Source organism: Bacillus pumilus, assembly GCF_900186955.1.
In the GTDB taxonomy this organism is placed as follows: domain Bacteria; phylum Bacillota; class Bacilli; order Bacillales; family Bacillaceae; genus Bacillus; species Bacillus pumilus.
In genome coordinates this window covers 364,506-390,454 of record NZ_LT906438.1, presented here as the reverse complement: position 1 = coordinate 390,454, position 25,949 = coordinate 364,506, and the positions used below count along the sequence as shown (strand labels likewise).

Here is a 25,949-nt window from a genome sequence, read left to right as displayed (position 1 = left end):
AGGCAGGGCTGCCAATGTGCACCCCTGCCTCATCTAAAGTTCACAAGACTGTTTCTCTATTTTTATGATGGACTATTTCTTTAATTAGCTGTGCATTTCGGGCGGCACATTCTTTGTTTTTGAACATGTCGGCGTGCTGACCATAGCCTTGAAATTGTCGATAAGCGCCGGTCGTTGCAGTTTCCCAATGTTCCATCCATTCTGGTATCGCAATGTGCTCTTCGGATTGGATAAAGTCAATGTTTGCTTGTATCTCTCCTTGGTTCACCCCCTTAACAAAAGTTTCATAGTAAGCCCTCGTTTTTTGAGCAAGCGCGTCTTGAATGAGCTCCGCTTGGGCAAGTTCGCTTTGCTTCGACTGATGGACGATCGCTGCAATATCGTCATCAATGGATCGTCCTTCTAAATCACTTTCTCCTATTTTCTTATAGGAATCGATCATGATGACTTTTTCGACGGTCCGCCCTGCTTGTTCGAGCGATTGAACAAGCTCAAAGGCTAGGTAGCACCCGCCAGAGTAACCCATCAAAGTCAGCGGTCCTTCAGGCTGAAGGTGCTGGATATGCTGAACGTATTGCGTGATTCGGTGATCAGCTTCAATAAAGTCAAAGGCGATCAAACGAACACCGTCGAGCGTTTTTGCGGCTTCCTGATAGATAAAGCCATAGCCTGGTAATGGGGGTAGAGCAAAGACTGTTGGCGTTTGAGATTCATTGAATACAAGATAGCCGGCTGCTTCCTGATCCTGCTGTTGAATATAACGGCTGATTGCTTCAATGGTAGGCGTCTCAAACAGCAAGTGAATAGGCACCTGAACATCGAATTCCTTCGACATCTTGGATAAAAGCGACATCGCTTTTAATGAATGCCCGCCAAGCTCAAAGAAATGGTCATCTGTGCTGATATCTTCTCGTTCAAGCACTTCCCGCCACATCACAAGTAGCTTTTGTTCTACCTCATTTACCGGAAGCTTCACATGACGGTTTCCTTGAGGCAACGCTGGCTTTGGCAGCTGACGTTTATCAACCTTTCCATTTGGCGTAAGTGGTATTTTCTCAAGTCTGATCAGGTCATGAGGCTGCATGTAAGCCGGAAGTTTTTCCTTCAGCCCTGATTTGATCACATCCAGTTTATCCTTCCACTCCTCCTCACACGTCATATAGGCGAGCAGCCTTGTATGCTGCGTGTTATGCTGATCAGCTATAAGAGCCGCTTGTTTTACACCTGGATGCATGAGAAGGTGGGCTTCAATTTCTGACAGCTCAATTCGGTGACCGCGAATTTTCACCTGATCATCCACTCTGCCTGCATACTCAATCAAACCGTCCGTTCGAAAATAAGCCAAGTCTCCTGTACGATACAGCCTTTCTCCCGCAGCAAATGGATGCGCGATAAAGGCTTGTTTTGTCAGATCAGGACGATTCAAATACCCCTTCGCAAGCCCTTTGCCGCTCAGACAAAGCTCTCCGACCATTCCAATCGGCTGAAGCTGCCTGTGCTGACTCAATATATAAGCACCCGTCTGGTTGAGCGGCTTTCCGATTGGAATCGAACGCGCTTCCATCGGCAGGGCCTCATCGACTGGATAATAAGTGGCGAATACTGTTGATTCGGTTGGGCCGTAGACATTGATGAGTCTGCCTTTCCCCATGACAGCAAAGGCTTTCCTCACATGCTGTACCGATGCTCGCTCTCCTCCGAATAGCACCTTGCGCACACTACGCATCCAGTCGGTTTCTTCATCAACAAGGAGATTAAATAATGCCGTTGGAACAAACATGACAGAAATGTTTTCCCTTTTAATCAATCCCGTCAGCTCGCCCATGTTTAAAATGGTCTCTTTTTTCGGCAAGACAAGCTTCGCTCCGTTTAAAAGTGCGCCATACACATCAAATGTAAAGCCATCAAATACGCTGTTGGATAATGACAGCAGTGTATCTGTTTCTGAAATGGTTAAGTAGTTTGTATTTTTGACCACCCGGGCAATATTGGAATGGGTCGTCATGATGCCTTTTGGCTGACCTGTTGTACCAGACGTATACATGATGTAAGCCGTATCGTGTAAGGCTGCTTCAAGCGGCAGATTCTCTGAGCTCATCAGTGAAATTTCTTGATCATCTGCAAACAGATACTTTCCATCAAACGCAAGTCCCTTCACTTGACCGATAAAGGATGAGTGAGTCAGTAGATGCGTTGCCCCGCTGTCTTTAAGCATGTATTGAATGCGGCTTTCTGGATAATCGGGATCAATTGGCACATAGATTGCACCTGCTTTTAAGACAGCAAGTAGACTGACAATCAGTTCAGGCGTGCGGCCCGCTAAAATGGCGATGACCGTTTGATGCGTGACCCCATTTTTTTGCAAATGTCTTGCCAATCGGTTAGCTTGTTCATTCAGCTCCGCATATGTCATCGTGTGCTCACCTGCTGATAATGCGACCGCATTCGGCTGTTTGCGGACATTATGCTCAAACCATTTCGACAAATATAGCTGGTCATGCTCAAGCTCGGGCGCATTCCATTCCTCAAGAATCAGCTGCTTTTCCTGTTTCGTGACAAGTGTAAGTGTATGAACCGATTGATCAGGATGCTTGATCGCCTCGCTCATCAATAGAATCAGCTGCTCCTTTAACCGTTGAACAAATTGAGGATCAAATGCTTTTTTGTTAAAGGCCAGCTTCAATTGCAATTGTTCTCCTGGTGATGCCAGCAAATTGAGATCATAGTTCGATTTTTCATACACATTCATGTTTTCCACAGTAAATCCTAACCGCGCCTCTTGCTCGTCCTTCTTTGCGGCTGGGACATTTTCAAACACGACAATATGATCAATGAGTGGCTGATGACCTGTCTTTGCCTGAATATCATAAATCGGAATATATTGATGCGGCTCGGCTGCAAGAGACTGCTGCTGCGTTTCTGACAGAAGAGAACGGAATGTCATGTCATCTGTCAGCTGAATTCTTCTTGGGATGACATTGATGAACAAGCCAACCATTCTGTCAACACCAGCCAAATCTGCCGGACGTCCCGACACAACCGTGCCAAACAGCACATCATTTGACCGCTGATATCTGCTCAGCAGAATTGACCAGACCGATTGCAGCACACTGCTTAACGTTGCATTTTGCTGGAACGCTAACTCTGATAAAGCAGCTGTTTCTCCCTTGCTCATCGACCATTCCAATTCGCCTAATTCATGTTCATTCGTTTGCTTTCTCTGTTCTTTAAAGGTAGATTGTCCATCAAACCCGGCTAATGATTGCTGCCAATATTGAAGTGATGCTTGTTTATCTTGTTTTTCAAGCCATTGAATATATTCTTTGTACGGTTTAACCGGTTCCAGTTTGTAAGGGATGTCATGTAAAAGGGCATGATAAATCGCAAATAACTCCTGCACCACAAGCCCAAAGCACCAGCCATCAAGAAGGATATGATGATAGCTCCATATCCAGCGATAGCTGGCAGGGCCCGTTTGGAAAACTGTTGCCCGCATGAGAGCATCCTTCGAAAGGTCAAATCCTCTCAGGCGATCCTGTTGTTTAAATGTCTCAAGACGTACAAGCTGTTCGTCTTCAGAAAGATTCTGCATGTCCACCACATCAAGCGTAAAAGGACGTTTCTTCAGCACAACTTGGACAGGGCGCTTCACTTTTTCGTGGAGAAATACGGTACGAAAAATATCGTACCGCTCCACGATGACATTCATGCTTTTCTCAAGTAAGTCATGACGCAGTGTGCCCTTTACGTTCATATCCATTTGCTCTACATAAAAGCCCTTTTCTTGGTGATGGAGGGTATGAAACAGCATGCCTTCTTGCATCGGTGACAGATAATACATGTCTTGAACTTGATCCCTTTTAAATGAACTCATCTATTTCATCCTCCCTTCCCGTTTTTATGACTGATCTCATGTTGTTAGGTCAATTTCTCCTCAAGCATGTCAAATATATCGTCCATTTCATCCATTTCAAGGTCACCAGCAGAGAAATCACTTGGCGTAAATTCTCGTTCGTGCTGCGTTAAACAATGAGTCATGATGGATTGGATTTTTTCTTTTAGCAATGCCATGAACTGCTGTATCGTCTGTTCTTCATATTCATCTGTACAATAGGAACACGACAACATGAATCGATTGTGTTGAACAAGACCACTGAGATTCAGCTTATAGACAGCTTCTGAATCATGGCTTGCTTGTCGTCCCATATCATAGGCGGACGGTCCAAAGAGTTCAGTCGTCACTTCCTGATCAATCTGCCCCAGATAGTTCAAGCTGATTTCAGGCTGTACATGCTGTCCTGACGATTCGGTGGCTGTGAGGTATTTTAAAATCCCGTAGCCGATCCCTTTATTCGGGACACGCCGCAGCATCTCTTTCGTTCCTTTAATAGCCTCAGCTACGGTCTGATCCGGCTTTGCTTTCAGTACGACTGGATACATACTCGTAAACCAGCCAACCGTGCGGGAGACATCCAGCCCTGATAAAATATCCTCTCTTCCATGACCTTCAAGCTGCACATGTACATGGGATTCACCTGTCCACTCCTGAACGGCAAGACCGAGCGCACATAGAAGAATATCGTTCATTTCCGTTGTGTACGGTAGATGAATGTCGGTCAAAAGATGCTCGGTTTCAGACTCTGAAAGCTGCATCTGTACTGCTTTTGTTTGAGCCACTTTTCTTTTCGTTACTTCATGATCAACAGGTAAAGTGGTCATTGGCGTCCTGTCAATCTCATTCCAGTACTCACTTTGGCTTTTTAACGGCTTGGACTGTGCGTATCGTTCGATCGCCTCTGCCCATTCTTTAAAGGAGTGGGTTTTAGGCGGTAGGACGAGCGTTTGTCCTTGGGCTGCCTGTTGATAAAGAGACATAAAGTCCTCTAGTAAAATTCGGCATGAGACACCATCAATCACAAGATGGTGTGTCACGATAAGTAAGTGATCGCCATCTTTTGCACGGAAACAGATCACTTTCATGAGCGGACCTGTTTCGAGGTTCAGCTGACGCTGATACTCGTTGGCATAGGTGGAAATGGCTTTTTTCACGTCGTGCTCTTTAGAGACATCATGAGAAATAACCGCAATCGGTTCAGTGAGCTCCCGCTGATTGTATTGCAGGATGCCGCCATCCTCTTGCCTGTATACCATGCGCAGTGCATCATGATGTGAAAGTAATTTCTGCATCACTTGTTCTGCCATCAAAAGGTCAAATCCATTTGGCGCATGAAGCATCATCGAGAGATTCCAATGATGCTGGTCAGTGAATGTTCTTTCAAAGAACCAGCGTTGAATTGGAGTCAACATGACTTCCCCTTCAACCGATGATTGGTCGGCTGTCAGTTGATCAGCTTCTTCGATATATGGGCGCAGCTCGGCAATGGTTGGGTACTGGAATAATAGCTTCATATCAAGCTTCCAGCCCGCTTGTGTGAGCCTGCTTGCCATTTGAATGCCTTTAATCGAATCTCCGCCAAGGAAGAAGAAGTGATCGTGAATGCCGACTTGGCTCACGCCAAGCACGTCTTCCCAAATGCCGCATAGAAGCGTTTCGACTTCGTCTCTTGGCGCTTCGTATGCTGTTTGGCCCGCTTCCATATTTGGTGCTGGCAATGCTTTTAGATCGACTTTGCCATTTGCCGTCATTGGCAGTTGGTCTAGCTTGATGATCCATGAAGGGATCATATAGTCTGGCAACGTACGTGTTAGACTTTCTTTTAGGTCGGTCGTTTCTTCATCTGTGATGACGTAAGCGGCAAGGGCATCCTGTTCGCTGGCATCTTTGACCGTTGTCACGACTGCTTCTTTGACTGAATTCAGTTCAAGAAGCTGAGCTTCAATTTCTGACAGCTCAATCCGGAAGCCGCGGATGTTGACCTGATGATCTTTTCTGCCGAGATAAATCAGCTCGCCATCCTCTGTCCATTTCACTAAATCGCCTGTCACGTACATGCGCTCACCTAAATAAAATGGATCTGGGACAAATCGTTTGTTGGTTTCCTCTGGAAGATTCCAGTACCCTCTTGCCAGTCCTTTTCCTGCGATCACAAGCTCACCCGGTACGCCTGGCGGCGAGAGGTCATATAACGAACCCATAATGTAAAAACGGGTATTGGCAATCGCTGTTCCAATCGGAAGCGTGCCTTGATCTGGATCGATGATCCCGCTTGTCGCCACGACGGTGTTTTCTGTCGGACCGTAGTTATTAACGAGTTGATATGGAACAGGCTTTACCTGTTTCAGCTTGTCTCCTCCTGTTAGTAAGTAACGCAAGGAGTGATTGTCCATCGACATAAACTGCTCGCATAGCTGAGTTGGCAGGAATGCAATGGTGATATTTTCGTCATTGAAATACGCATTGAGCTTGATCATATCGAGACGAATCGCTTCATCAATGATGTGCAGCTCTGCGCCGGCGATCCATGTCGGGAACATTTCCCAAATGGAAGCGTCAAAGCCAAAGCCGGCATATTTGGCGGTTCGGTCCGCGTTTGTCACTTGGAAGGCATCATTGTGCCAGAACGCAAGATTGACAAGAGAATGGTGCTCAACCATGACACCCTTCGGCTGTCCTGTCGTTCCAGATGTGTAAATCATATAGGCGAGATCTGTTGGTTTGACATGAACCTGAATTTCTTGCGCTTCGCCTTCTAACGCATCCTCTATCAACAGGACATGACCTGCAAAGGAAGTTGGTGCAGTTAATCCTTTTTGCATGAGAAGCACCTCTGCCCCGCAGTCTTCCAGCATGTAGGCAATACGCTGATCCGGATAATCCGCATCAATTGGAACGAATGTCGCACCTGACTTCAGGACGCCAAGGACGGCTGCCGTCATGTCAAGGGACGGACGGGTGAGAATGCCGACGCGGTCTCCTCTTTTTATGCCGTTTGAGATGAGCCTTGAAGCGACTGTATTTGCCCGATTGTTCAGTTCCTCATACGTCCAGCTCGTTCCGCGGAAGGTCGCCGCTTTTTGATGAGGTGTCTGGTATGCCTTAGCCTCAATCAGTGCATGAACCGTTTGATCTGACGATACATGTAGCACAGGGCCTGACCATTCATTGATCAGCTCTTGTTTTTCCTCTTCATTTAAAATCGAAAGCGATGAAATTGGTTCATTTAGCTTCGCCAGCATCTCGTCTATGATTTGTTCATAATATCGACTCCAACGCTGAATGGTCTTCTTTTTAAACAGCGCCGTTGCATATTCAAAGCGTAAGCCCACTTTGTTCTTTTCTTCGAATATACCGAGCGTTACATCAAATTTTGCATGAACTGTCTCTTGCTGTTTTTGCGAAAGCTTGAGTCCATTTAGTTTCGGTAACGTCATATCACGGTCATCCGTTGTCAGCATGACACTAAACAATGGGTTGCGGCTAGTGTCTTTCGGAAGATCTAACTGTGCTACCAATTCCTCAAACGGAAATTCTTGATGTTCATAGGCTGATAGACTTCGATCTTTCATTTTTTCAAGCAATTGTGCTGTCGTTTCCTCGAGCTGCACTTCATGTCGAAGAGCCAGTGTATTCACAAACATGCCTGGAACCCGTTCGATTGAAGCATGTGTACGTCCTGCTGTGACAGCGCCTATAACGATATCTGTCTGCCCAGTTAATTTGGAAAGGAAAATAGCAAATGCCGTTTGCATGACCATGTTCATGCTTACACCTTTTTCAGCCATGAGTGCTTTAATGGTCTGCACCTTCTCAGGAGATAACCATCTATCGACTCGGTCTCCTTCAAATGACTGGACATGAGGGCGCGGAAAATCAAGTGGCAGTGCCAAATCTTCAGGTGGCTCTGCGTATTGCTCCAGCCAATATTGACGCTGTTTCTGGAGCAGCGCTTGCTGCTTTTCTTCCTGCTGCCACACCGCATAATCCTTGTAGTGCAGCTGAACTGGCGGTAACGTCTTTTTCTCATACAGCTCTGCCAATTCTTGAATGAGCAGACTGCGTGTGACACCATCTGCGATGATATGGTGCATATCCATCATGAACACATATTTTTCTTCAGAAAACTTCGCCACCTTTGCCCTCATTAATGGTGCTTGATGTAATGAGAATGGGGTGATGAATGCGTCTATGACAGGTTGCTCATGACCTTTCTCTACTTCAACAACCTCTAACGTAAACGGCACTCGGCGATACACTTTTTGAACGGGTACGCCGTCAATTTCTACAAAGGCTGTCCGCAATGATTCATGTCGTTCGATCAAGGCTTGCAGCGCTTCTTCTAGCTGCTTTACATCTAGACTGCCTTCCATCATCAATACGGCAGGCATATGGTAAGTCACTGCTTCTGGATGCAGCTGCTGCAACACATACATCCGCTTTTGAGCAGAAGAGACAGGATAGAAATCTTGCTTCTCCGCCGGCTGAATGGATGTCATGTCCGAGGAACCCACTTCTTCTAAATAAGCTGCCATAGCGCGTATCGTTGGCTTTTCAAAAAGGACTTTGAGCGGCACATGCTTGTTCAGCTTGGCTTGCATTTTTGAAATGAGCACCATGCCTTTGAGGGAATGACCTCCCAATTCAAAGAAGTGATCATGCACACCTATTTGTTCAACCGCAAGTACTTCTGACCAAATATCGCAAAGCGTCTGCTCAAGTGCCGTTTTTGGTGCTACATGCACCGCGCGATTCATATGCACCTCGTGCGGAAGCGGCAGAGACTTCGCATCTACCTTTCCGTTTTGCGTGAGCGGGATGTGGTCGACTTTGACAAAGTACGTTGGGATCATATAATCCGGCAGTGTCTCCGCAAGCTTTTCTCTAAACGTCAGTGTTCCAATCGGTTCAGGCGACGTGTAATAAAGTGCAAGCTCTGGTAAACGGGACATATGAAGTACTTTGACATACACCTCTTGAATGGATAATCGTGCACGTGCGGCATGTTCAATTTCCTGCTTCTCAATACGATAGCCGCGGATTTTCACCTGATCATCTATTCTTCCGAGAAATTCAATGTCTCCATTTGCCTGCTGTCTGACCAAATCTCCTGTACGATACATCCGCTCTTCAGAAAAATACGGATTTTCTAGAAAACGCTCTGCCGTTAATTCAGGCTGATTCAAATACCCTCTCGATACGCCTTCCCCTGATATATAAAGCTCTCCAGGTGCGCCATAAGGGACGAGGCGCTGCTGACGATTGAGTACGAGCGCTCTTGTATGAGCAATTGGCTGCCCGATCACAGAGCGATCCTTGAGTGTGCCTAGCTCTTGCTTTGTGATCAGCTTGGTCACAGTTCCAATGGTTGTCTCTGTCGGGCCGTAGTGGTTCATCACAGCCACACATGGATGCTGCTCCATAAATGTCTCAACGTCCTCAGAGACAATCGGTTCTCCTCCAAGTATGACAAGGCGTAAAGCGTTAAATGCATGATCCTTCGAATCTGCCATCATATGAAATAAGGATGGTGTCATTTTGATATAAGTCAGCTCTTGTTCATCAATTAAACGCATGAGTCGTACCGGGTCTGTATACACATCTTCACGAGGCACATACAGGGTTCCTCCTGCCTTTAAGACAGGGAAAATGCTTGTGTAACCAAGATCATATGCATAAGAAGAAAGAAGTGCCGTCCGATCGCATTCTTGCAATGTCACCTCATTTGTCAGCCAGTTAACGTAGTGTGATAGATTACGATGCGTGAGCTGAACACCCTTCGGTTTTCCTGTTGTCCCAGATGTGTATATCACATACGAAAGTTGATTGGCTGATGCTTCCGGTAAATCTAACATGCGGCTTTGAAGTACTGCTTTTTCAACCTGCACGACCTGAATCGACTTGTGATGTTGATAGGACCCTGCAAGAGACTCATTTGTTACGATCACTTGTGCACCTGAATCTTCTAACGTGTAATTGATACGTTCCGCAGGGAAGGCCGGATCAATTGGCACAAATGCACCTCCTGCTTTCATCACACCAAGCATTGAAACGATGACATAGACAGAGCGATCAAGAATCAGCGCTACAGTCTTTTCTTTCTCGACGCCACGTATCTTCAGTTCACTGCCAAGCGCATTTGACATGTCTTCCAGCTCGCCGTAAGTGAGCTTCCGTTGATCATCCATCACCGCAATGGCATCTGGTGTTTCCTTTGCCTGACGTGAAAATTGGACGTGGAAAGGCTCATGATGATTTGTTTGCACTTCGTCTTTTTTCTCCAACCGCTCTATTTGCTCATGCTGTTCAAGAATAGGGAGCAAGCCGATCTGTTCCTCCGGGTGTTGGACCGCTTCATGAATAATCGCAAGAAGATGCGTTCCGAATCTGCGGACCGTCTCTTCTTTAAATAACGCCGCTGCATAGTCAAAGCTCAGCTTTAATGCTCCCTCTCGTTCAAATGCTTCTAGAGACAAATCAAATTTGACTGAGTGATGCTGTATGGCATAAGGCGAAATGTGCAGGTCGCCGAGCTTTAGTGCGGGAACCTCCATGTTCTGCATGTTAAATGACACGCTAAAGAGCGGGCTTCGGGTTGTATCACGATCTAACGGAAGACGTGCAATTAACTCTTCAAGCGGATAGCTTTGATGAGCAAAAGCATCAACACTCGTTTCTTTTATTTCTTCAAGCAGCTGTAAAAATGTTTTCGTTTGCTCTGGTTTTCCGCGCATCGCAACGGTGTTGATAAACATCCCTGGCATGTCCTGTATATCAGGATGTGTCCGTCCTGCAACAGGGGAACCAACGATGATATCTTCCTGACCGCTATAGGTGGCAAGCAGCACCTGAAAAGCAGATAACAAGAACATGTACATGGTCGTATCTGTTTTCTGAAGCAGGTCATGAATCCGCTGAGTCGTCGCTTGATCACAGCCAAACATGAATCGTTCTCCTGAAAAATCACGTTCCGCTGGACGCGAATAATCCGTTGGCAGCTCTAATACTGGCAAGTCTCCTTCGAATTGCTTCAGCCAATAGGCTTCATGCTCCTTCTGTTTCTCCGTCTCTTCTTCACTTAACTGCCAGACAGCGTAATCTTTATAATGAATGGTTCTTTCTGCAAGAGCTTCGCCATCATAGGCCTTCGCCAAATCTTGTATGAACGTCTTCATGGAGCTGCCATCTGTAATGAGATGATGCGCTTCCAAGACGAGAAGATGACGGTTTTCACTGATCTTCAACAACTGGGCTCGTAATAAAGGCGTAGCAGTTAAATCAAATGGTGATTGATGTTCAGAAAGAAATGCCTCCGCCTCTTCTTCCTTGATGTCATGAACAGGAAGGTCAAATCCCGTCCATTCATTCACTCTTTGAACAATATCTTCTCCATTCATATGAAAACTCGTTCTTAGGATTTCGTGCGTTTGGATCAACTGATCGAACGCCGATTTGAGCCGCTGATATTCGAGTGTTCCTTCAAGCGTTAAGACGATTGGAATATGATAATTTGTGCTGTCTGGTTCAAGTGTCTGCAAAATGTATAAACGGCGCTGAGCTGGTGATACTGGATATTCGGCCGCTTGCTCTGCTGGTAAAATCGGATGCCCCATTTCTTCTTGACCATCCTGATCGATATATGCCGCTAATGAACGAATCGTCGGCTTCTCAAAAATCACTTGAATCGGCATTTCCTTTTGAAACACCTCTTGAATCTTCGCAGACATCATCATCGCTTTAAGAGAGTGCCCGCCAGCCATGAAGAAATGTTCATCTACTCCTACCGTTTTTCCAAGAAGCTCCTCCCAAATTTGAGCGAGTGCCTTTTCTGTCTCCGTCTCAGGCGGAATGATTTCCTTTTTCTCCTGATACGCTTCTTCCGGCTTTGGTAAAGCTTTTCGATCTACCTTGCCGTTCGATGTGAGCGTAAAAGCCTCCAGTTTCATCACATGGTGCGGCACCATATAAGCTGGCAGCTCTTGATTAAATAAATCTCGCACTTCTTCTTCTGTCATTGTCCCTGTGAAGTAAGCGGTGATTTCCTTTTCATCTGATGAAAACGAATGGACAAGCACAACCGCATCATCTATGCCCGCTTTTTGCTGAAGCACTGATTCAATTTCACCAAGCTCAATACGGAAGCCTCGAATTTTCACCTGATCATCTGTCCGGCCGAGGAATTCGATTTGGCCATCCGCGCCATACCGAGCCAAATCCCCTGTTCGATACAAACGGCCTGACGGCTTAAAAGGATCTGCCATGAATACTTGATTGGTCAAATCTGGACGATGGAGATATCCTCTTGCGACACCATCCCCGCCAACATACAGCTCTCCTGGCGCTCCAATTGGCTGCAATCGTTGATCACCATCTAAAATATAAGCCGACGAATGGTTAATCGGCTGGCCAATTGGAATTGGACCCGTTTCATCTCCTCTTACTTCGTAAATGGTCGAGATGGTTGTATTTTCTGTTGGACCATAGGCATTCAGCAAAACAAGTGCTGGATGATGCTGTTTCACAAGCTCCGCACTCTTCACATTGATCACGTCACCGCCTGTAATTAATGTGGTTAATCCTTTGAACATTTGTGGCCGCTGCTGAGCGAGCTGATTAAATAATCCAGTCGTTAAAAAGAGCGTCGTGATCTGATGTGTTTGGATAAATTGTTCAAATCGATGAATATCCAATAAAGTATCGCGGTCAACAGGATACAGCGTCGCCCCACCCAGCAGCGTGGTAAAGATTTCAAAGGTAATGGCGTCAAAGCTGACCGCTCCTGTATGCGCCATACGATCCGACTTATTCAAGCGTAATTTCTCCTGAGAACAAGCCAATCTCACAATGTGCTGATGCTCAATTTGAACCCCTTTTGGCTGTCCAGTTGATCCCGATGTATACATGATATACGCCAAGTGAGATGGAGACGTCCTGACTGATACATCCATGTGTGAGTGATGAGGCTTACTCGTCACATGTACAGCCTTGATCTGTTCATCAACTGGCGGCTGACTATCAGCATGAAGCAAAATGGATGCGCCACTGTCCTCAAGCATAAATCGGATTCTTTCCTCAGGCTGCGAAGGATCAATCGGCACATAAGCTGCCCCTGCGTGCAGAACTGCTAAAATGGCAATCACCGCATCAGCTGATCGGTTCATATACACTGCAACAGCATCTCCTGGCTGTACGCCTTTCTCAATAAGACTGCCAGCTAAACGACTGATTTCTTGTCCGAGCTCCTCGTACGTGAATGTTTGATCGCCTTCAACTAATGCCAGATGGTCAGGCTGCGCCTTCACACGTTCATTGAGCAGCTCAGGAATAGACAGATGCTTCGGATAATCTCGCTCCGTCTGATTCCACGCTTTGATCTGCTGCTTCTCCTCTTCCGTGATACACGTCACGTCCTGAAGGCGTACTTCAGGGTTTTGGATGATTTGCTTCATGAGATTGGTTAGATGTTTCGATATGTTTTCAATGATCTTTTCTTCAAAAGCTATGGCGTTGTATTTGATTTTCAATGTCCATGTTTCACCTGGATACACAAGGATATTTAGGTCAAAATTCGTTTGTTCAAATCCGTCCTTTACATCAATGGAAAAACCAAGACGTGCAGACATGGTGTCACCAGACAGCTCCTGATCTAAAGGATAGTTCTCAAACCCAACCAAATGATCAAAAAGCTGCCCTCCAGCAGCTGTCTTCTGCTGAATGTCATAAAGCGGCATAAAATCATAGTTTTCCGCTTCCAGTGCGTGCTGCTGAACCTTTTGAAACAGCTGTTTAAACGTCTGTTTCTGATCCAATGTCACTCGAACGGGTATCGTATTGATAAACAGCCCTGCCATGCGCTCAATTCCAGATACACTTGGAGGTCTGCCCGATACAACGGTGCCGAATGTGACGTCATCAGCTGCATGATAGGTGCTTAAAAGAACAGACCAGACAGCCTGAAACAGGTTCGGGGCTGTCACTTGGCATTGTCTTGCTACATTTTGAATGGCTTGTACCGTTTGAGCATCCCATGTAAACGTCCATTCCTGATGGTCGTATTGTCCGTTCGCTTCTTTTTGCTGCAGCAGCCCTTGATTCTGAACCGCTCCATCTAGACGCTCCTGCCAATAGCTTTCCGCTTCTTGTTTATTTTGCTTTCCAAGCCACTGGATATAATCTGCATAAGGCTTACCCTGTGAGCGATCCGGCGTTCGACCGTTCCGAAAAGATTCATAGTAATGAAACAGTTTTTTCATTAAAACACCCATGGACCAACCATCCATGATGATGTGATGGTTGCTCCAAATTAGATGCCAATTTGTTTCATTTAGTTGAAAAACAGCGACCTTCAATAACAGATCATTTGTTAAATGAAATCCTTGCTTTCTCACTTGTTTTTTATATTGATCCAATACCTTTTGCTGCTCTTGATGATTCAGATGTGATAGATCCTCTCGATACACATCGAGATGACGTTCAGCAAGTACAACCTGACGAGGCTTTTGTAATTGTTGATAAACAAAGGCTGTACGGAGAATGTCATATGTCCGTATGAGCTCATTGAGACTTTTTTCAAAAAGAGCGTGATCAAATTCTCCGCTTATTCCAAGCTCAAGCTGTGTGAAATAAGAGGAGGAATTAGGGTCTAGCATGGCATGATACAGCATGCCCTCCTGCATGGGTGTTAAAGGATATACCTTTTGAATCTTCTGCTTGCTCATATGTCCACCTCTTCGTTTGCTTAAAATATATCCATTAGCTTTTCAAGTTCATCCATCGTGAGATCTTCATCCCCTACATCACTAGGTGTCATCTGGGTTTCCTCCTGTGATACGCAATGTGAGATCAGCGCCTTCACATTCTTTTCAAGAAGGTCCTTGACTTGTTCCATCGTACGTTCTTCAAATTCAAGATGATGATAAGAAATCGTCACATGGAGCATGGCTTGTTCGACGAAACCAACAATATCAAGTGCATGAGGTTTCTCTGATTCAGGACTCAGCGATTGTCCTGGATGCCACGTTGAGCGGCTTAACTCGCCGCTGATCTGTTCATCAAACTGACCAAGATAGTTAAAGCTGATATCTGGCGCGAGCTCAAATGAGATATCGTCCTTCATCTTGTCAGGGGTTAAATATTTTAATATGCCATAGCCGACTCCCTTGTTCGGGATGTGCCTGAGTTCCTCTTTTAAATGCTTGATCTGATAAGAAAGATCGTCTGCATGCGACATATCCAGTAACACAGGATACATACTTGTAAACCAGCCAATCGTCCGTGATACATTGACCGCAGGGAGGATGTTCTCTCTTCCGTGTCCTTCAAGATGAATAAAGTGTCTGTCTTCACCAGTCCACTCTTTCATGGACAATCCGAGTGCTGTCAGCAAAATATCATTGATGTCTGTTTGATATGCTTCATGTACATCTGTCAGCAGACTGCGCGTTTCCTCCTCAGACAATGTAAAACGAATGGTCTGTGTATGAAGCATCCGCTGATCCTCCGTCACATGATCCTTTTGAAGCGGTGTAACAGAATGCGCAAGTACCTTTTTCCAATAAGCTCTTTCCGATAACAATTCATCTGACATCGCGTATTCCGTCAGCTTCTGGGCATATTCTTGGAAAGAGTGTGTTTTTTCAGGAAGTGTCAGGATTTCCCCGCGCTTCGACTGTTCATAAAGAGCCATAAAATCTTCAAGGAAAATACGCCATGACACACCATCGATGACAAGATGATGTACAGCGAGCAGTAAATGATCCCCTTGATCCGTTCGGAAAATGGCTGGCTTTACTAAAGGTCCTTCCGCTAGCGATATACTCGCCTGCACTTCATTTGCCAGGTTTTCTACCTGCTGGATTTGCTGCGACAGTTCCCCTTGTACTTCTACCACATCAACAGCCACCAAGTTTTCTTCGATTTTTCGATGACGCTGGATTACGCGTCCTTCTTCAAGCGGATACACCATTCGCAAGGCATCATGATGGATCATGAGCTGCTCCAACACTTGCTGAACGATGGTTTCATCCAAGCCATTTGGAGCTTGGAGCATAACTGATTGGTTCCAATGGTGCTGACTCGTAAAGTTTCGTTCGAAGAACCAGCGCTGAATCGGTGTGAAAATAACTTCTCCTTCGACAGGTGATTGGTCGGCTGACAGTTGATCAGCTTCTTCGATATATGGACGGAGCTCGGCAATGGTTGGGTACTGGAATAGTAGTTTCATATCGAGCTTCCAGCCTGCTTGTGTGAGTCTGCTTGCCATTTGAATGCCTTTAATCGAGTCTCCGCCAAGGAAGAAGAAGTGATCGTGAATGCCGACTTGGCTGACGCCAAGCACGTCTTCCCAAATGCCGCATAGTAGTGTTTCGACTTCGTCTCTTGGGGCTTCGTATGCTGTTTGGTTCGCTTCCATATTTGGTGCTGGCAATGCTTTCAGATCGACCTTGCCATTTGCCGTCATCGGCAGTTGGTCTAGCTTGATGATCCATGAAGGCACCATATAGTCTGGCAACGTTCGTTTTAGACTTTCTTTTAGGTCGGTCGTTTCTTCATCTGTGATGACGTAAGCGGCAAGGGCATCCTGTTCACTGGCATCTTTGACCGTTGTCACAACTGCTTCTTTGACTTCTGCCAGCGCAAGGAGCTGCGCCTCAATTTCTGACAGCTCAATTCGGAAGCCGCGGATGTTGACCTGATGATCTTTTCTGCCGAGATAAATCAGCTCGCCATCCTCTGTCCATTTCACTAAATCGCCTGTCAGGTACATGCGCTCACCTAAATAAAATGGATCTGGGACAAATCGTTTGTTGGTTTCCTCTGGAAGATTCCAGTACCCTCTTGCCAGTCCTTTTCCTGCGATCACAAGCTCACCCGGTACGCCTGGCGGCGAGAGGTCATATAACGAACCCATAATGTAAAAACGGGTATTGGCAATCGCTGTTCCGATCGGAAGCGTGCCTTGATCTGGATCGATGATCCCGCTTGTCGCCACGACGGTGTTTTCTGTCGGACCGTAGTTATTCACGAGTTTATACGGAACAGGCTTCACCTGTTTCAGCTTGTCGCCGCCTGTCAATAAGTAACGCAGAGAATGGTTCTCCATAGACATAAACTGCTCGCATAGCTGGGTCGGCAGGAACGCAATGGTGATATTTTCGTCATTGACATACGCATTGAGCTTGATCATATCGAGACGAATCGCTTCATCAATGATGTGCAGCTCTGCGCCGGCGATCCATGTCGGGAACATTTCCCAAATAGAGGCGTCAAAGCCAAAGCCGGCATATTTGGCGGTTCGGTCCGCGTTTGTCACTTGGAAGGCATCATTGTGCCAGAACGCAAGATTCACAAGAGAATGGTGCTCGACCATGACACCTTTCGGCTGTCCTGTCGTTCCAGACGTGTAAATCATATAGGCGAGATCTGTTGGTTTGACATGAACCTGAATTTCTTGTGCTTCGCCTTCTACGGCATCTTCTATATGCAGAACATGACCTGTGAATGAAGATGGTGCAGTCAGTCCTTTTTGCATGAGAAGCACCTCTGCCCCGCAGTCTTCCAGCATGTAGGCAATACGCTGATCCGGATAATCCGCATCAATTGGAACGAATGCCGCACCTGCCTTGAGAACGCCAAAGACGGCTGCCGTCATGTCAAGGGACGGACGGGTGAGAATACCGACGCGATCTCCTCGTTTTATGCCGTTTGATCTGAGTCTTAAAGCGACTCTATTTGCCCGATTGTTCAGCTCTTCATACGTCCAGCTCGTTCCGCAGAAGGTCGCCGCTTTTTGATGAGGTGTCTGGTATGCCTTAGCCTCAATCAGTGCATGAACCGTTTGATCTGACGGAACGTCTAGGACAGGACCTGACCATTCGTTGAGCATTTTTTGCTGCTGCTTCGGTGATAATAGCTGCATTTGATCTAGCGATTGATCTGGCGCTGATACCATTTGTTCCAATAAATGAAGGAAAAACTCCTTCCACTTTTCAATCGACGACTGTTGAAAGATAGAAGTATTAAAATCGAACACAAGCTCAATGTGATCAGCCGATTCGTTTCCAGTTAAGGTCAAATCAAATTTGGCGATATTCTCTTCGAATGGCTCCGGAACAATATGAAGTCCATCCATCGTTAAATCACGGATATCCGCATTTTCCATCGAGAACACCACATCAAAGATTGGATGACGGCTAGTGTCTCGAACCGCTTGTACTCGGTCTACCAATTCTTCAAATGGGTACAACTGATGCTCATTTGCCTCTAACACAAGCTGATGAACATTTGACGCAAATTCTGCGGCTGTCAGATGTCCTGCTGGCTTTGTTCTAAGTGCCAGCGTGTTCACAAACATACCAATGACAGATTGAATATCCGGATGAGTTCTGCCCACAATCGGCGAACCGATGATGATATCTTCTTGTCTTGATAGCTTGCTTAAAAGGGTACTGTAGCAAGTGAGCAGGACTGTATACGTCGTACTGTTGAGTGCTCTGACCAGCTCATCCAATTTCGCTTTAAGCGGCCCATTGATTGTAAATGAGACACGATCTCCTGCGAATGTTTGCACTTTTGGTCTTGGCAAATCTTCTGGGAGTGCCAGTACAGGCAGTTCTCCTTCTAATTGCTCCAGCCAAAACGCCTCTTCAGCTTCTATTTGTGCAGCAAACGTCTCGCTTTTTGACCAAACCGCATAATCCTTATATTGAACAGGTAATTCCTCTAGTTTGTCTCCTCGATACAAGGCTGAAAGCTCCTCAATTAAAATGCCTACAGATGCACCATCTGAAATGATATGATGCATATCAATCAGCAAATAATGGACATTTACGGAAGCAGAAACTAGACCTACTCTGAGTAGAGGCGCCTTTTCTATATTAAATGGACGGATAAAGTCATTCATCAATTCCTGTATGTCTCTTCCGTTCCCTTCGATTGTCTCAATGTCTACGGAGATGTTTGGTTCAATCCGTTGAACAGGTTCATTCTGAACAAAATCAAAGCTCGTTCGGAATGCTTCATGACGATGGACAAGCTGTTCAATCGCTTTTTTAAATCGTTTTTCATCAAAAGCACCTTCTAGCTTTAAAGCAGCCGGCATATGATAGCTTTGCTCCGCATCGGTCATTTTCTCCAATACAAACAGTCTTTTCTGAGCAGATGTCACTGGATAATAGGCCGCTTCTTCTGCGATCTCCACTCGCTTGATCTCCGTTTGATCCGCTTGATCAACCGCCAAGGCAAACGCCTCTAATGTTGGTGATTCAAATAAAGACTTCAAAGTGAGCTCCACATGCATCTCTTCATACAGCTTGTTCAGCATTTTCATGCCGCGTAGCGAATGGCCGCCGCATTCAAAGAAATGATCGTTCCTGCCGATTCGCGGCACTTCAAGAACTTCCTCCCAAATGCGCGCTACGTGATGCTCTGTTTCGGTTTGAGGAGGGAAATACTCATTTATCCCCTGCTCACTTAGGTCAGGCACCGGCAACGCTCGCCTATCTACCTTGCCGTTATTCGTCAACGGAAGCTCGTCTAATTGCATGAAGAATGACGGCATCATATACACAGGCAGTTCACGTCCTGCTTGCTCGCGCAAATCAGTTAATGAGACGGATCCTTCGGCTGTAAAATATGCACATAATGTGTCATTTGGGGCTGCAATGACGACGGCTTCCTTTAATTGCGGATGGCGCAGCAGCTGATGCTCAATTTCTCCAAGTTCAATACGCTGACCACGAATCTTCACTTGATGATCGATTCGTCCAATGAATTCAATCTCTCCATTTGACAGCCAGCGGGCAAGATCACCCGTTTTATACATGACCTCACCAGGGCGGAAAGGATTTTCCACGAATTTTTCACTTGTGAGTTTTGGCTGCCCATAATATCCTTTTACCAGTCCATCACCAGCGACACATAGCTCTCCTGCTACACCTGGCGGTTGCAGCTGTCCAAATTCATCTACAATATAAACAGCCGTTTGACTCACTGGCTTTCCGATTGGAATGGATAACGCCTGCTCCTCAATGTGATTCACTGGATAATACGTAGTGAAAATCGTACTTTCAGAAGGACCGTACATATGAACAAGCTTGCCTTCCCCTACCGTTTCAAGTGCAGTCATGACATGAGGTACGGAAGCACGTTCTCCGCCAAATAGAACTTTTCTGACGTTCTTTAGGCTGTCTTTTTTCATATCGATAAGTAAGTGAAAAAGAGCTGTCGTGATCATTAAAATACTGACTTTCTCCTTCTCAATCGCTCCAGAAAGCTCATTCATGTTTAAGATATGATCCTTTGGCAGAACAATCAGTTTCGCACCGTTTAATAAAGCACCAAACACATCGAACATAAAAGCATCAAATACATAGTTTGATAGGCTCATCACCGTGTCTTCATGATGAATGGCAAGATAATTTGATTGCTTCACTGTTCTCAAAATGTTCCGGTGTGTCACCATATTTCCTTTAGGTTTTCCAGTTGTACCAGATGTATAGGTCAAATTCGCCAAATCCTCTGGCAATACCCGAATGTCTATATTGCTGTCTGATTGCTGAACAATTCCACGATCTTCTGTTTCGATGATGGTTCCCTCGAAAGAAGCAAGCACCGAACGATGGCGCAGCACTTGATGTGTCAGTAAGAATTGCGCACCGCTGTCTGTTAAAAAGTGCTTCACGCGTTCATCAGGGAAATCAGGATCAATTGGTACATAGACGCCGCCCGCCTTAAGTACAGCTAGAACAGAGAGTACCATCTCATTAGACCGTTCAAAGAATAAGGCTGCTTTCATCCCTCTTTCAAACCCATGTTCACGTAAATAATGAGCCAGCTGATTCACACGGTCATTTAGTTCTTGGTAAGAAAGAATCACACCTTCACATTGGAGGGCAGACTTATGACCGTGCGCCTGCACCTGTGCTTCAAACTGCGTCACAATGGTTTCTTCTGACGGATAAGGCGTCGGTAACGGATTCCACAGATTCAGTTGAGCTTCTGCTTCTTGTTCAGACAGTAATCGATAAGATCGAATTGCCTCCTCCGGCGCTTGAACCATCTGCTTCAGCAAATACATATAATGATGAAGCATCTGCTCGGCTGTACTTCGTTTAAATAGCGCCGTACTGTAATCGAGGACAAAGGATAACCCTTGATCTGACTCCATCGCTTGCAGCGTTAAATCGAACTTTGCAATATGGAAATTGGTTTCTTCGATTTCAACTTGCATTTCTCCTATATGCTGGGCTGATTCATGATCTGGCATGAGTGTAAAAACGGTATCGAATAATGGATGACGGCTAAAATCCCTTGGCACATTCAGTTTTTCAAGCAGTCGTTCAAATGGATATTGCTGATGCTCAAATGCATGCATCGTCTTTTCCTTCACTTGCTCGATCAACTGCGACATGGTTCCATTCGGATCAACCTCGGACCGCAAAGCAAGTGTCTGGACAAACATGCCGATCATGTCATCCAAGTCTGCATGCACTCGCCCCGCCGCCGGTGTTCCAACCACGAATTCCTTTTGACCCGTGTACTTCGCAAGCAATGTATAGTAAGCAGAAAGCAGAACCGTATACAGTGTCGTATGGTGTTTTGCCGCTAGCTCCTGTAATTGCCGCTTTAACGTTTCATTGATTTCTTTGATCACACGATCCCCTGCAAACGACTGGACCGCTGGGCGCTGATAATCGGTCAGCAGCTGTAAAGCAGGAAGATCACCCGAAAATTCCTGCAGCCAGAATGCTTCTTCTTTTTGAAAATCTTGTTGTTCTTGCCAAACAGCATAGTCCTGATATTGAAGCTTCAATGGGTCTTTGACCGATCCCTCGTAAGCATCTGACAGCTCACGCAGCATCAAATCAATCGAAAGACCATCTGAAATCAGGTGATGCATATCGAAAAAGAGCAAGTGCTCCTGATCATGTAATGACTTCAAGCCAATGCGAAGAAGTGGTGCACACCCAAGGTCAAAAGGTCTGACAAATTGCTGCATATTTTCTTCCATCGTACCACCTGTTAGCTGCTCTATTTGAAAAGGCACGGATGGAGCTACCCGTTGACGCGGAACACCTTTCAACGTATGAAAAGACGTACGCAGCATATCATGACGTATGATGAGTTTTTCAAAGGCTTCCGTCAGCTTCTCTTGCTGCAGTGTTCCTTTTAACCTCACAACAGCTGGCATATGGTATGCAGTGCTTTGCTCTAATTGACTCACCATATAAACGCGCTGCTGTGGAGGTGACAATGGATAATGGTCTAAAGCAGGTGCTTTAGGTATCACCGTTTCAGAAGATGTTTCCGCTTGCTCAATGTAGTCAGCCAAAGCGGCAATGGTCTGCTGTTCAAATAAAACGGACAGCGGCACCTCCACCTGAAAATCTCGCTGCACATGTGTGAGTACAGTCATTGCTTTCAGCGAATGCCCCCCTCGTTCGAAGAAGGAATCATATATACCAATCTTCTCTTGACCAAGAATTTCTTCCCACAAACGCACAAGCTTCGTTTCGAGACTGTTTCTAGGCGCAGCATAAACAGCTTGAACGGCTTTATCTCCTTTTAGGGCAGCAAGTGCACGACGATCGACTTTGCCACTGACTGTGAGTGGAAATGCATCGAGCTCTTTGAAATAGAGCGGCATCATGTAAGCTGGTAGCTGATGTTTGATAGCGGCTTGAAGTATGTCAACTGACACATTTTCATGACGAGCTTGATAGTAAGCACTTAACGCCTTTTCCCCGTCCGCTTCTTCGACAACAAGTACGACAGCTTGATCCACTCCATCTACCTGCTCCATCACTGCTTCAATTTCGCCTGTTTCTATGCGGTAACCCCTTATTTTCACTTGATCATCCATTCTGCCAAGATAATCAATTGTGCCATCAGGAAGCCATCTGACTAGATCCCCTGTTCGATACATCCGCTCATCTGGAGAAAATGGATCTGCCGTAAATACTTTCTCCGTCAATTCAGGCTGATTCACATAGCCTCGTCCAACACCTATCCCTGCAACGTACAGTTCTCCAGCAGCCCCCTGTACCTGTAATTGATCATGGTCATTTAAAATGTAAAGACGGTGATGACCGAGCGGCTTTCCGATTGACACATAACGCTGCTGTTCAGAGGATTCGCGCAGCTCACTTAGTTCTAGGCGATGAACCGCCGCATCGACACACGTCTCAGTCGGACCATACACATTCCACAAAGTAAAATCAGGCTCACTCATCCGAACCGCTTCGATAAGAGAATATGCTGCTTTCGCAGGCAATGCTTCTCCCCCAACTAACATATGCCTCAAGGACAGCCCATCTAATTCCGTTGCAAGTAAAAGCTGCACATGCGCCGGTGTTCCGTCCGCTGCCTCAATTTGATGTTTTTTATAATAAGCCGCTAATTGAACACCATTTCTCGTTGTTTCTCGCGGGATGATATGAAGCGTATGCCCAAATAATAGCGCAGCAAAGATTTGTTTCACCGATGCATCAAAATGGAATGGTGCAAGAAGCGCCATTTGAAGCTCACTCGCCTCTTCATAAATCTCATGATGCAAGGCATGGACCAAATGATGCAGCTGAAGATGCTCAATCATGACGCCCTTCGGCTTTCCAGTCGTCCCCGATGTATAAATCATATAAGCCAAATCCTCTGGTACCGACTGATCTACAAGCTGAGGCAGCAGTTCATCATCTAATGCGATTTGCTGCTGCACGACCATTTTTTCCGAGAGGGCACGGTATGTTGAAACGAACGATTCCTCTGTTAACACAATGGAAGCACCAGAATCCTCCACAATATATTGAATACGCTCCTCAGGTAATGCCGGATCAATCGGTACATACGCCCCGCCAGCCTTTAATATGCCGAAGATCGACACCATAGCCTCTGCCTTCCGATCCATTAAGACAGCAACAGGCACATCACGCGAGACACCTTTCATTTGTAAAAAACGCGCCAGCTTTTCTGCCTTTTGAAACAGTTCTCCATAAGTAAATGCTCCATTTTCTGTTACAACAGCTGTTCGCTTTGCATACTTATTGGCTGTCTCATCAAACAGATGGTGAACCGGCTTTTCAGCTGGCTTTTCAAAAGGTTTTCTCTCAGATAATTGAAGCAGTTCCTTTTGTTCATCTGGTGGAAGTAAAGGGAGTTTCCCGATCAGCTGGTCAGGCTGGGAGACTGCCGCTTCTAGTATGATTAAGAATCGATCAAACATCTTACTGATTTCTTCTTCGGTGAATACATCTGTACGGTAGTCCAAATCAATGGTCAATGTATCAGTATCCCAGCGGTCCTTTACATGAATGGAAATATCATTCATTCCGCTCCCGCTAAAGATCGGTTCAGTAATGAAAGACAGATTCTCTTTTTTCTGCCACTGCATGACCTGGTATTCTAAAGAAATATCAAAAAGGCGTCCTGTAAACCCTTCTCTTTCTCGCAAATCATTCATGAGAAGATTGTAAGGGTACTTTTGGTGACGCAAGATCTTCATTTGATCCGCCATGACCTGTTTGACGAAATCAAGAAATGTTTGCGACCCCTGAACAGATGCACGCATCGGAATGGTGGAAACAAACATACCAATCATCTTTTTTTCTTTGGCATTCGTTCGGTTGCCCATAAAGGTTCCAAGGACAACATCCTCCATACCGCTAAAACGATGTAAATATACATAAACAGTGGACATAAACATCGAGAGCATACTGACTTTCTGCTCCTCACAAAACGCACGAAGTTTCTCCTTCAAAGAATCTGGAATATCCCCTGAAAATCGCTCCGCATGTAAACTCATCTCGTATCCCTTATGCGGTTTTAAAGAAGCGAAATCTGGAATATTGGCAAATTGCTCATTCCAAAAAGTTTGGTCTTTTTGAAATCGTTTAGAAGTTTCATAGCTTTGCTCACTCATGATGTGGTCAACGAAGGAAATCTCCTCAACCGGTGAGATGTCTACCCCCTGCAACATGTCCTGGTATAAGTCGATGATGCGATTTCCCATTAAGATAATGGAGATACCATCCGCCACAATATGATGTGCTTTACAAAACAGCCAGCACTCTTGATCACTGATTTGAAAGACCGTAAATTCAATCAAGGCGCTGTCAATCAACGGCATCGGCTCACGGATTTGTTCATTCGCCCAAGCCCTCACTTCTTCTTCACTCCAGCCCTTCTCCATGCGAATCGGCTTGTCTTCATAAGGCTTGATATATTGAACAGGCTCCTCCTGCTCATGTCGATACACCAGCCTCAACCGAAGGGAGTCAGTTTGGCGAATGTACGCTTGAAGCACGTCAACGACCAAAGATGGATCTAAACCTGATACCGATCTCAATCTGGCGAATCCACCCAAATTAGAAATACTTGTACCTGGATAAAATCTTTCCGTGTAGAATACTCGCTTTTGCGCATGTGTTAAGGGGTAATAAACTGTATTCATTTTCATCCTCCGCCTCTTCTATGTTTTCTCCACCAATGTGACAACCCTGCACCCTCTATATCAAAAGAACCAAGTCTATTTCATTAAAATAGACAGAATACGGAAAGAAGCCCACCCCGAATAAAACGGAGGGACTCCCATTTTGATTCGGTAACCTGGCGACCTTAGTAAAAAAGCAACATTTACCTTAGGACATGGCTTTGCGTCTCTACGTTTCCATAGATTTGCCTTTTTCTTCTTTTCTTTTTAAATATTTTCTATATTACGTCCACTTTATATGAAATTATTGTTTTTTTCACCGAAAAATGGGTGTAAAGATTCATGCGTTATGCCGAATGAATCACATAATAATTTACGATATTTACCGAAAATAACTAATAATAGTTGCGTTCAACCGAAAAGAATCGACTAAATACCGCAAAAATTTCATGTTTTCCCTTAAATTTTGCAAATATGACCGAAAATGTAGGATAGAGGTCTCCTTCCACCCTCCACAATTTCTTAAATCTTAAGAACTATATTCCCTAAAAAATTGAAAATATTTACCGTAAAAACAACACAAAAAGAGCTGCCATTTCAAATGACAGCTCCCTTGTTTCTTCATTATAT

3 protein-coding genes and 1 riboswitch are annotated in these 25,949 nt (G+C 45.4%); all 3 genes read right to left on the bottom strand.

The window, feature by feature from the left end; all coding sequences use genetic code 11:
- Positions 1–40: 40 nt before the first annotated feature.
- From CKW02_RS01995 to CKW02_RS01985, 3 genes are read right to left on the bottom strand one after another with little or no spacing between them, the layout of a single operon-like run.
- On the bottom strand, positions 41–3,874 hold the full coding sequence (locus tag CKW02_RS01995; protein ID WP_003214012.1) for a non-ribosomal peptide synthetase: 3,834 nt from the start codon (positions 3,872–3,874) through the stop codon (positions 41–43).
- Between the two features lie 44 nt (positions 3,875–3,918).
- On the bottom strand, positions 3,919–14,613 hold the full coding sequence (locus tag CKW02_RS01990) for a non-ribosomal peptide synthetase (protein ID WP_003214173.1): 10,695 nt from the start codon (positions 14,611–14,613) through the stop codon (positions 3,919–3,921).
- A 20-nt stretch (positions 14,614–14,633) separates the two neighbouring features.
- Positions 14,634–25,340 carry a non-ribosomal peptide synthetase gene (locus CKW02_RS01985; protein ID WP_034620248.1) on the bottom strand — a complete coding sequence of 3,569 codons (10,707 nt, stop codon included), beginning with the start codon at positions 25,338–25,340 and terminating at the stop codon, positions 14,634–14,636.
- A 146-nt stretch (positions 25,341–25,486) separates the two neighbouring features.
- Positions 25,487–25,579: riboswitch (cyclic di-GMP riboswitch) on the bottom strand.
- Positions 25,580–25,949 lie beyond the last annotated feature (370 nt).